General features: G+C 61.9%; 1 protein-coding gene. It reads left to right on the top strand.

Annotated elements, in window-relative coordinates:
- The first annotated feature begins 8 nt into the window (after positions 1-8).
- Complete coding sequence (locus ACRDUX_RS31325; RefSeq protein WP_526419816.1) at positions 9-968, top strand: GlxA family transcriptional regulator; 960 nt, start codon at positions 9-11, stop codon at positions 966-968.
- The last annotated feature ends 727 nt before the right edge of the window (positions 969-1,695 follow it).

The following is a 1,695-nucleotide window of genomic DNA, read 5'->3' as shown; positions in this document are numbered from 1 at the left end:
GGATAGCAATGAACACTCACCGCATTGCAGTCGTCGCCCTCGACGGTGTGAAGGCTCTCGACCTCGCCATTCCGATGGACGTTTTCACCGTCGACCCCGATGTCCCATATGACTTGAGAATCTGCGGACCATCTGACCGTGTCAGGACTGCATCAGGTCTCACGTTGGCGATCGACCACGGACTCGACGCAGTGTGCGAGGCGGACACCGTGATCGTGCCGGGTTATCAACCGGTGGAACGCGCCGTGCCTTCCTCAGTGGTTGACGCACTGGTGACAAGCCTCGCGCGGGGCGCCAGGGTAGCCTCCATTTGCACCGGTGCGTTCGCCTTGGCGGCCGCAGGAATCCTCGATGGGCGACGCGCAACCACCCATTGGCAGCATCTAGACGGCCTTGAAGCACACTTCCCTGCCGTGCAGGTCGACCGTGACGTCCTTTACATCGACAACGGGAACGTCCTTACCTCTGCCGGAATGTGCTGCGGAATAGACATGTGCCTGCACATCGTGATGCGCGATCTTGGCGCCGCCACCGCAAATCGGGTCGCCCGCGCGTTGGTCGCGCCACCTCACCGCGCCGGCGGCCAGGCACAGTACGTTCCCGCTGCGGTAGCAGTGGCCGGCGACGCCTCCCTGGCGGCCACGCGTGCCTGGGTGTTAGGTCATCTCGCCGATCCGATCACGGTCTCGGAAATGGCCAAGCACGCACGGATGTCAATGCGCACCTTCATGCGGCACTTCACTGACGAAACCGGGACCACTCCCTTGCAGTGGCTGGTCAATGCCCGCATCACTTCAGCGCGCGAAATGCTTGAGCGAACGGACTACTCCATCGACCGTGTGGCTCAGGACTCCGGCCTGGGTTCGGCCGCCAACCTTCGCCTTCACTTTCGTCGCACCCTGTCCACGACTCCAACCGCTTACCGCCGAGCGTTCTCTTCTGATTACGACATTGCCACGGCCGTCTGAACGGTCCAAGGAGACGGCGCTCGCGGACGGAAGGCGGACTCCATGGCCGAAATACGGAGATAAGTATGGATTTCGGCGGCTACTCACCCAGCACCCGCAGGTGATCGGGTTGAAGCGGGCTCAAGTATCGATCGTTGCTACCCATGCGGGCCTTGGAGTCGTCTGTGCCATGCTCGGCGCCGCCTGTGCGGCGCCCCCGACTCCGTCTTCAGCGACCTCATCGTCTGCGTCAGGTAGCGGATCGCATATAGCCGGCGATGTTGTTGATGCACTGACGCGCAATGGGTTACAGCCAGGGCGTCCTGTTGACACCAGTGCCGCCGAGTGCCCCAGGATCGGATGTGCTCAGTCGATCACCACCGACCGCATGCAGGTCCTCTCATTTCGGACGAGTGGTGCTGCGCAGATATACGCAGCGGATCACAGCATGCGTCAGGTTATGACCGTGGTAGTCGCTTTCCCCTCGACGGTGCCTGCGGAGGATTGTCAAGCGTACTGGGCAGCCATCACCCGACTGATCAGCTGAGTGATCCGTAACGACGGTCTGGTTTGGATATCGACAAGTCGTCAGCTCTGGAGCCGTTCCTCAGCCAGAGGCGATCTGCCGCCGGCGTACCAGACGATGCCGCGTCGCTCATAGCCGAAATGGGATGCGACGTGAATGGCCACGCGGGCACCGTAGGAACGTTCGAGAATGTGCAGCGCCAAGTCGAGGCCAGAGGTGATG

Origin of the sequence: Mycobacterium sp. (assembly GCF_050701675.1) — a bacterium.
Taxonomy (GTDB): Bacteria; Actinomycetota; Actinomycetes; order Mycobacteriales; family Mycobacteriaceae; genus Mycobacterium.
The sequence above is the reverse complement of the archived record's forward strand: the minus strand, read 5'-3'. Positions and strand labels throughout refer to the sequence as shown.